Origin of the sequence: Microcystis sp. M53602_WE12 (genome assembly GCF_030065455.1) — a bacterium.
Taxonomy (GTDB): Bacteria; Cyanobacteriota; Cyanobacteriia; order Cyanobacteriales; family Microcystaceae; genus Microcystis; species Microcystis aeruginosa.
Genome location: NZ_JASJFB010000297.1, coordinates 1 through 8,660 on the forward strand (window position 1 = coordinate 1; position 8,660 = coordinate 8,660).

At 48.0% G+C, this 8,660-nt stretch carries 10 protein-coding genes and 1 pseudogene; 5 read left to right on the top strand and 6 right to left on the bottom strand.

Annotation, left to right across the window (positions count from 1 at the left end; all coding sequences use genetic code 11):
- From PX482_RS10590 to PX482_RS10600, 3 genes are all read left to right on the top strand, one after another.
- The coding region (locus PX482_RS10590; RefSeq protein WP_288093989.1) for a peptide chain release factor-like protein at positions 1 to 652 on the top strand (652 nt) is incomplete at its 5' end.
- 152 nt (positions 653 to 804) lie between these two features.
- Positions 805 to 2,046 carry a bifunctional ornithine acetyltransferase/N-acetylglutamate synthase gene (gene argJ, locus PX482_RS10595; protein WP_002759624.1) on the top strand — a complete coding sequence of 414 codons (1,242 nt, stop codon included), beginning with the start codon at positions 805 to 807 and terminating at the stop codon, positions 2,044 to 2,046.
- A gap of 420 nt (positions 2,047 to 2,466) precedes the next feature.
- Positions 2,467 to 3,987 carry a pentapeptide repeat-containing protein gene (locus tag PX482_RS10600; protein ID WP_288093990.1) on the top strand — a complete coding sequence of 507 codons (1,521 nt, stop codon included), beginning with the start codon at positions 2,467 to 2,469 and terminating at the stop codon, positions 3,985 to 3,987.
- Positions 3,988 to 4,061: 74 nt separating this feature from the next.
- Here the strand turns inward: PX482_RS10600 and psbM are convergent, their stop codons facing one another.
- Positions 4,062 to 4,169 (bottom strand): photosystem II reaction center protein PsbM, encoded by a 108-nt coding sequence (gene psbM / locus PX482_RS10605; protein ID WP_002745897.1) that lies wholly within the window; start codon positions 4,167 to 4,169, stop codon positions 4,062 to 4,064.
- A gap of 98 nt (positions 4,170 to 4,267) precedes the next feature.
- Between psbM and PX482_RS10610 the strand changes: the two genes are divergently transcribed.
- On the top strand, positions 4,268 to 4,471 hold the full coding sequence (locus PX482_RS10610; protein ID WP_071825036.1) for a hypothetical protein: 204 nt from the start codon (positions 4,268 to 4,270) through the stop codon (positions 4,469 to 4,471).
- Here the strand turns inward: PX482_RS10610 and PX482_RS10615 are convergent.
- Complete coding sequence (locus PX482_RS10615) at positions 4,405 to 5,520, bottom strand: histidine kinase (RefSeq protein WP_002759628.1); 1,116 nt, start codon at positions 5,518 to 5,520, stop codon at positions 4,405 to 4,407. The two genes, PX482_RS10610 and PX482_RS10615, sit on opposite strands and share 67 nt — an antisense overlap.
- A gap of 137 nt (positions 5,521 to 5,657) precedes the next feature.
- A complete protein-coding gene (locus PX482_RS10620) occupies positions 5,658 to 6,638 on the bottom strand; it encodes an ABC transporter ATP-binding protein (RefSeq protein WP_012267680.1) in 981 nt (326 codons plus the stop codon).
- 280 nt (positions 6,639 to 6,918) lie between these two features.
- On the opposite strand from PX482_RS10620, the gene dacB reads away from it, so the two are divergent.
- Complete coding sequence (gene dacB, locus PX482_RS10625; protein ID WP_002759635.1) at positions 6,919 to 7,806, top strand: D-alanyl-D-alanine carboxypeptidase/D-alanyl-D-alanine endopeptidase; 888 nt, start codon at positions 6,919 to 6,921, stop codon at positions 7,804 to 7,806.
- 145 nt (positions 7,807 to 7,951) lie between these two features.
- Here dacB and PX482_RS10630 read toward each other — a convergent pair whose 3' ends face one another.
- The 3 genes and pseudogenes from PX482_RS10630 to PX482_RS10640 form a co-directional block, all read right to left on the bottom strand.
- Complete coding sequence (locus tag PX482_RS10630; protein ID WP_002759637.1) at positions 7,952 to 8,218, bottom strand: DUF6761 family protein; 267 nt, start codon at positions 8,216 to 8,218, stop codon at positions 7,952 to 7,954.
- Positions 8,219 to 8,312: 94 nt separating this feature from the next.
- Positions 8,313 to 8,486 carry a hypothetical protein gene (locus PX482_RS10635; RefSeq protein WP_288122422.1) on the bottom strand — a complete coding sequence of 58 codons (174 nt, stop codon included), beginning with the start codon at positions 8,484 to 8,486 and terminating at the stop codon, positions 8,313 to 8,315.
- Positions 8,452 to 8,660, bottom strand: a pseudogene (locus PX482_RS10640) (peptidase M48); the annotation flags it as partial. The gene PX482_RS10635 and the pseudogene PX482_RS10640, both read right to left, overlap by 35 nt.

The window sequence follows — 8,660 nt, forward strand, 5'->3', positions numbered from 1 at the left end:
AGTTAGCCTTTTGAGTGAATCTCCGGCGGATATGGGAGGATTTAAAGAGGCAATTTTAGAGATTAAAGGCGATAACGTCTATAGTAAGCTGAAATTTGAGGCGGGAGTCCATCGGGTGCAGCGGGTTCCTCTGACGGAAGCCAGTGGTCGCGTCCACACTTCTACCGCTACCGTGGCGATTATGCCAGAAGTGGACGATGTGGAAGTGCATATCGATCCCAAGGATATTGAGTTAACCACGGCTAGATCCGGGGGTGCAGGCGGTCAAAATGTCAATAAAGTGGAAACTGCCGTCGATTTAATCCATAAACCCACGGGAATCCGAGTTTTTTGTACCGAGGAGCGATCGCAATTGCAAAACCGGGAACGAGCTATGCAGATTCTCCGGGCGAAACTGTACGATATGAAGTTACAGGAACAACAGGAAGCGGTCAGTTCCATGCGACGCTCTCAGGTGGGAACTGGTTCCCGTTCGGAAAAAATTCGCACCTATAACTATAAGGATAATCGTCTCACCGATCATCGCTTAAATCAGAATTTTTCCCTCGATCGCATTTTAGACGGCGATATCGAAGATGTGATCCAATCCTGTATCGCCAAGGATCAACAGGAAAAACTGGCAGAATTAGCCGCTGCCCAAGAGACAGCTTAATCAGGACAAGGGAGACTCCGAGACTCCTGGATTATTTTTATTTATGCTCCCCACTCCCCTCTCCCCAACCCGCAACGGTCAAACCCTTTGCTACTTTTTGGCTTTTTACTTGCTATAATCGATCGTCGAATTTGAGTAGGAGACGGGAGAAAATGGCCGATTGGCAGGAAATAGAGGGGGGGATCACGGCCCCAAAAGGATTTAAATCCGCAGGGATGGCCGCAGGGCTAAAACCGTCCGGTTTGCCCGATTTAGCCCTAATTGTCTCGGAAACAGAAGCGATCGCCGCCGGAGTCTTTACCACCAGTCAAGTGCGGGCCGCTTGCGTCGATTATTGCCGTCAACGCCTACAAACTAAAGCCAGCGCCAGGGCGATTTTGTGTAATGCCGGCCAAGCAAACGCCGCCACGGGGGAAGCTGGATGGCAAGATGCTCTCGATAGTGCCGCCGCCTTGAGCCAAGTTTTAGGGATTCCCGCCGATGCAATTTTGCTGGCATCTACGGGAGTGATCGGGCAACGGATTCGCATGGATGCGTTAACCGCCGCTTTACCGACCTTAGCGGGTTTATTGTCGGAAAATGGCGGCGAAAGCACGGCCCGGGCGATTATGACCACGGATCTAGTCCCCAAATCGATCGCCTTGCAAACCACCATCGATGGTCGTCCGGTCACAATTGGGGGAATTGCCAAGGGATCGGGGATGATTCACCCGAATATGGCGACGATGCTCTCCTTTATTACCTGTGATGCTGCAGTATCGACGGTTCTCTGGCAAAATATGTTAAGTCGGGCGGCTAATAAAAGTTTTAATCAGATTACGGTGGATGGGGACACCAGTACCAATGACAGTCTGATCGCCTTGGCTAACGGTCAATCGCGCACCACGGCGATCACAGAAATGGGCCGGGATGCCCAAAAGTTAGAGGCCATGTTAACGGAAGTTTGTCAATACCTGGCCAAAGCGATCGCCCGGGATGGGGAAGGAGCCACCTGTTTAATAGAAGTGCGGGTTTCGGGGGCGGCCGATGATCAGTCCGCTCGTCAGATTGCTCGCACCATTGCCGGTTCTTCCTTAGTAAAATCGGCGGTTTTCGGTCGAGATCCCAACTGGGGACGAATTGCGGCGGCCGCGGGCCGGGCCGGGGTTGTCTTCCATCAAGAAGACCTGCAAATTAAGTTAGGCGACTTCGTGATGATGGAAAATGGTCAACCTCTGGCGTTCGATCGAGCTAGTGCCAGTAATTACCTGAAAGCGGCAGCAAGCGGGGCTTATTTACGAGAAGATACCGTTTTAATGTCTATCTGTATCGGTAACGGTTCGGGAACAGGTACGGCCTGGGGTTGCGATCTTAGTTACGATTACGTCAAAATTAACGCCGAGTACACCACTTAAAGCGATCAATCGGTTCTGTAAACAGGCTCTCTTGTCCTTGCTGGATTGTAGCCCAACAGCTTGATCAAAGGTTGACGTTAGGCTCTAGTCTATACCGACAATCTCGATGATCGATCCTGTTGATTACACAGCATCCGAGAGAGCCGATTACCCGATTAACAGATAAACTTTAATGGTTGGATTGTAAGTAGCTGGTTATAATTAAATTAAAAATGGATTTTAGGTTCGATCCCCCCTGCCCCCCTTGATAAGGGGGGTGCCGATCCCCCCTTAGTCCCCCCTTAATCCCCCCTTAATAAGGGGGGCATCTGACAACTTTTAACGCCTACCTACTTACTTCTTTTCAACCGGTCTCGAAAACAGTTTTGTCAGTCCCTCAGTCCCTTGGCAAAATCCATCTATTGGCGGGGAAAACGCTGCATGGTTCCGAAAAAATCACCACGAATTCCTTTAGAATTGCACCAGATCAAGGCTTACGAGTTTTATCAAAAACGGCTGGCATCGGGTAAAGAAGGCAATGAGATAGATGACTGGCAGCAAGCGAAAGAATATTTGAGCCAACATCCCAGAGCGATTCTTGCTTGGAATCTAAAAATGCCCTATCGCGGGGGAAAAAGGCTAATTAAAAGATTGTTGCTATCGCTCCAGTCTCTTGTCAGAGTTGCTTGGAAACTGCTAATCTTTCCCTTCTGGCTATTTCAGCAAATACCGGGGCTTTTTGCCCGTGAAGACAAAGACAGCCGCACCTTTGCCATTGATGTGGTCAAAACGATTATTTCTGCCCTGGGATTAATTGCTACCCTTTTGGCAGGAATTGGGCTTATTGTCAATTATTTCAATTCTCAAGCGGAAATGCAACTGACTCAGCAACGTCTGATTACCGAGCGCTTCTCGAAAGCTGTCGAGCAAATCGGTAGTGGTAAAGAGGAGGTGGTAATTGGCGGCATTTATTCCCTAGAGCGAATTGCCAAAGATTCTCCCAAGGATCAATGGACAATTATGGAAGTGCTGACTTCCTACATTCGTAAAAATTCCCCCATTCCCTCGAATATTCAACAACTGAAGCCAGAGGCAGAGGAAAGAGAGAAGACCCCAGAAAAGCTCCCTTCCGTGAGTATTCCAGTTCAGGCCGCTTTAACGGTAATCGGGCGGCGTAAAGGGGATAATTTGGCTGAAACAACTGACTCTAATAAAATTAAAATTCTTGATTTAAGTCGGACAAATTTGAGGGGAGCCAACCTCAACCGAGCCAACCTCAACCGAGCCAACCTCGACGGAGCCAACCTCAACGGAGCCTTCCTCGAAGAAGCCAACCTCGACGGAGCCAACCTCAACCGAGCCAACCTCAACCGAGCCAACCTCGACGGAGCCAAGCTCATCGGAGCCAACCTCATCGGAGCCTTCCTCAACGGAGCCAACCTCAACGGAGCCAACCTCAACGGAGCCAACCTCATCGGAGCCAACCTCATCGGAGCCAACCTCAACGGAGCCAACCTCAACGGAGCCTTCCTCAAGGGAGCCAACCTCATCGGAGCCTTCCTCGAAGAAGCCAACCTCAACGGAGCCAACCTCAACGGAGCCTTCCTCAACGGAGCCAACCTCGACGGAGCCTTCCTCATCGGAGCCTTCCTCGAAGAAGCCAACCTCAACGGAGCCAACCTCAACGGAGCCTTCCTCAACGGAGCCGAGGGTCTTAATCCAGAACAAATTAAATCGGCCTGCTTTTGGGAAAAAGCAATATACACGGAAGCCAAGTGGGATGAAGATAAACAATTATGGGTGGTTGCTGACCGGGAAGCCAATCAACGAGAAATCGAGAAACTCAAAAGGGACAAAAACTCAGATCCGCCAAATCCGAGGCTCTTCTCGGCTTTGTGTGATAATTTTTGCTTATGGAATCGTGAAATGCTTACTGGAGACGAAACTAGCATTTTCCCCTAATTGAAGCGAAAAAACCCCGCATGACTTCAAGAAATCACCGGGGTTTTTAGGAAAAATAGGGATAGGGAAGGAATTTAACCCTCGGTTTCCTCTCTGGTTTGGATAAACAGAATCAAGAGGAAAACCGTGGGGACTAGGACGAATAGGATACTAGCGATAAAGCCGAGATTATTTACCTGCATGAGTTAACTCCCTTAAGTGACAACGGATTTGCATTAAAGATTAACTCCTAGAATATCATCCCAGAGGGCGTTGCTGATTTGAGAGGGGAAGTGGGGAAGTGGCAGAAAGTTCCGAGGTTTCCTTCCCCACACCCCACACCCTACACCCTACACCCCACACCCCACACCCTACACCCCACACCCCACACCCCACACCCCACACCCTACACCCCACAACCTCTTTCAAGTCAGGTAGTCACCTTTTCACCCCCTTGGCCCGCGCGTTTTTAATCGGTACTTTTGGTTCGGTGGCGATGATGTGAAGATCGATATTTTTCTGCCAGATCAGACGCATGAGTTTTTGGGTGAAAGAACCTTTGATGAAATTCTTCCAGCGCGATTGAAGGCTCTCCCCGATCACAATCTGGGTGATTCGTTCCTGTTCGGCCACTTCTGCGATCGCTGATGCCACCTGATAGCTTTTAACCCGTAAGAATTTCCCCTCGAAGTCCCGACATAAACGTTCGCAGGTTTCGATATGTAAAGCCTCCTCTTTGGTGAGAAAGCGATCGGGTTTATCGACGAAAATCACGAAAAATTCCGCATTCATATACCCCGCTATCCGCGCTCCTCGACGTAATAATCGTAAAGAGTTGGGATAGGTGGAAACACAGACTAATACCCGTTCGTGAACGGGACAGAATTGACCGATAAATGTCGAATTACTCGCTTCTTCTTCCACTGTATCGGCCACTTCACGCAGGGCGAGTTCCCGGAGGGCGATTAAATTGCGCCGTCGAAAGAAATTATTTAAAGATGGTTGGATCTTTTCGGGAGCGTAGATTTTTCCCGCTAATAATCTTTCCTCTAGGGTTTCAGCGGTAACATCTACCACGATCACTTCATCAGCTTCCTCCAAAATTCGATCGGGTATTCGCTCCCGCACCACCACCCCAGTGATTCGGGCAACCAAATCGTTTAAACTCTCGATATGCTGGATATTCACTGTCGAGTAAACATCGATTCCCCGGGATAAAATTATCTCCACGTCCTGAAAGCGTTTCTCTCGCTCCGAACCAGGCGCGTTCGTGTGGGCTAATTCATCGATCAGACACAGCTGCGGCGAGCGGGCGATAATCGCTTCTGTATCCATTTCCGAGAGAGTAAATCCCTCTTTCTCTAGGATTTTTCTCGGTACGATTTCCAACCCCTCGGCTTTTGCGGCGGTCTCTTTCCGGCCGTGGGTTTCGAGCAGTCCGATCACCACGTCGGTTCCCTGCTTTCTGAGGCTATGCCCCTCCTCCAGCATTTTGTAAGTTTTCCCGACCCCCGGGGCCATGCCGATAAAAATTTTATGTCTTCCCCGTCGCACGCTCGTCTCCTTTTTGGCAACTTCCCTTGTAGATTAATACTAAATCCAGTTATTAAAAACTGATTATCTATTCCCTCTTTTGCCTTTTGCCTGTCCTAATATGTAGCCTATACTCAACGGATTTGCTCTGAGAGTGCTTATTGACTAGAGGTAATACCGCGCTGACGTAATTGGTCGATAAAAAATTCTTCTAGGGAAGCACGAGCTAAATTCAGACTAATCAAGCGAGCATCGATACTAGGCAGGGCAGCCAGAAAAGCAGCGGGTTCTCCCTGTAATTGTCCCTGCCAACAATTATCGCGCCAATGCAAACCGAGTATCCATTGCTGTAGTTGATCCTCCCTACCACCTTGAACAATCACCTGATAGACATCAGCACGACCGAGAATTTGCTCGAGGGAACCAACACAGAGTAATTCTCCCCGGGCCAACAGGGCAATGCGATCGCAAATTTGTTCCACATCGGAGAGAATATGAGAGTTAAAAAAGATGGTTTTCCCCCGTTGTTTGAGGGATTGAATAATTTCCCGCACCTGATAGCGACCGATAGGGTCTAGTCCCGACATCGGTTCATCGAAAAAGACTAATTCAGGATCATTGATTAATGCTTGGGCTATACCGATCCGTTGCATCATTCCCTTAGAATATTGACGCAATTGTTTTTTCTGGGCAGTTTTGCGGTCTAATCCCACTAAATCCAATAATTCAGGAATGCGTTTTTTCTGCACAGAAGAGGGAATTTGAAAAATGCTGGCGATTAATTGCAGGAATTCCCAGCCGGTGAGATAGTCGTAGTAGTAGGCATTTTCGGGAAGATAGCCGATGCGTTGCCTGACCGAGCGATCGCCAATTGGCTGACCGAGAATCAAGGCCCGTCCGGAAGTGGGTCGGACAATCCCCAAAAGGGTTTTTAAGAGTGTGGTTTTGCCGGCCCCGTTCGGGCCTAATAATCCAAAGGTTTCGCCCTCATGGACAATTAAAGTACAGTTTTTCAAGGATTCGATTTTTTTATCTAACCAGAATCCTGTCCGATAAGTTTTTTGTAAGTTTAACGTCTCTAGCACAGTTTGACGGCTGGTATTCGTCATTGTTTTGGAATCATCTGAGACAGAATACATGGGTCGGATATCCCTCTTCCTACACTTTGCTTTTATTATCCCCAAATTGTCACCAGCAATGTCAACGGTATCAAAATAGCCCGGTTTTGGAACCCAGAAAAATCCCAACTGGTCTTGAGAATAGGTATCAGTGTAGTTCTGGGCTATTGCCAGCTTTCTTCTCTGGCATGGGTGTGAATTAGCCGCTAAAATCTGTTAGAAAGGTAACTTTGACACTTGAGCGGCAACTGGTACAATAGGGCGAACGCTTACGGAAACCAGACTCTTACACAAACACAGCATGAAACAACTCCTCAATTGCCTCAATTCGTTGACAGTGGCCAGTGTAGCCACTATCGCCTTGGCCTATCCTAGCATCGCTCAAGTTAATCTGTCTGTTTATCCCGCTCCTTCCTCGTCGAACGAATCCATAGAATTATACGTTCCCCCGCCAGAAAACAATAACACCAATAATACCTGTACTCAATCGATCGGGGCAAATATCGATAAAGTTATTAGTCAAGCTCCCAATCAGTGGGGTATATTAATCGAATCTATCGATCGCCAAACAGTTATTTATAGTCATAACGCTGATCGCTATTTTATCCCCGCTTCTAATACAAAGTTATTTACCACGGCTGCCGCTTTACAAGTGATGAACCCGGAAACGACGATTCAGAAGAAATCCCTGCGCGATTGGGTTAATATCACTAATCAGAGAAGTAATAATTTCTACGCTGACACTCTTTTTCGCTTTATCGGCGGTGCTAAAAATGTTACTGCCATCTTGGCACAATTGGGCATCAATCCCAGTGGTTTTCGTTTAGCCGATGGTTCGGGATTATCCCGCCGTAATACCGCTACTCCCCGCTCGATCGTGGAAATTTTGCGGGTGATGTATTATTCTCCTAATCGAGACACTTTCTATGCTTCCTTACCGGTAGCGGGAATTAGTGGCACCCTGAGAAACCGAATGCGTCAGACGGCCGCTACTGGCACAGTTTACGCTAAAACCGGCACTCTTACCGGTGTGCGGGCCCTATCGGGTTATCTAGAAAACCCCCACCAAGAACCGATGTTATTTAGCATTATCGTTAATAATCAACGGGTTTCTGGACAGTCCCTAGTGAAAGCGATCGATACTATTGTTCTACAGATGACCGAATCTCGTTCCTGTCAAGCTCGGTAGAGCGCTGGTAAAAATCGCCCTGTCTCCCGACTCCTAACTCCTCAATTCTGCCCGATGCAAGAGGTCTAATCCCGGGGCGATTCTCGCGAGTCAATCCGATTTTTTGGGCGGAATGATGGCCAAATTCCCTTAAGCCGAGATGGGGTTAATAATAGCCATAATCTGCTTCGGTTTGGGTTTGGGTTTGGGGGGAGAGATATTCAAAATTAGAGGGATCTCGCAGAAAACGAAATATTTCTTCTTCGAGACGATGAATTAGATAGGGTTCTATGGAACTAGAATGGCGTAAACAGGCTAAATAGCCTTCTACATATAGCCGGATCTCATCAAAACGCGAGCCACGGTGCCAAAGATCCACCATGTCATCGGTGAGTCTTTGATAGTAACGAATGGATTGGGTATCTTGGAGCATGGGCAGTAGAACAAAAAAGAGAGAGTGGGGGTAAGTGTGTATGGATAATCGTAGGGAGAATTGCCATTCTCGGTTCCCGATACCTCTATTGTACTCACCAAATTGGCAAAACACAGACAAGAGAATTTTCAGTGATCAGTAAAGGGTGTGGGGTGTGGGGTGTGGGGAGAACAAAGCTGCCTTTTGCCTCCTGCCTTTTGCCTTTTGCCTTTTGCCCTCTGCCTTCGTATAGATTATTCGTGGTTTCTTTGTCTTTTTGCCCGTTCAATTTCCGCTTGTAGTTCTGCTATTTGTCGCTGCAATCTTTCGCTTTCGCTATCATGAGCATCAACATTAATTGAGCTTTTAACCCCTGTTTTGGCATAGTTTCCCCGGCGAATTTGACGATAGGATTCCGAGTTAAACCATTCCTGTAGATAATGCACTCTTTCCACGGAAAAAG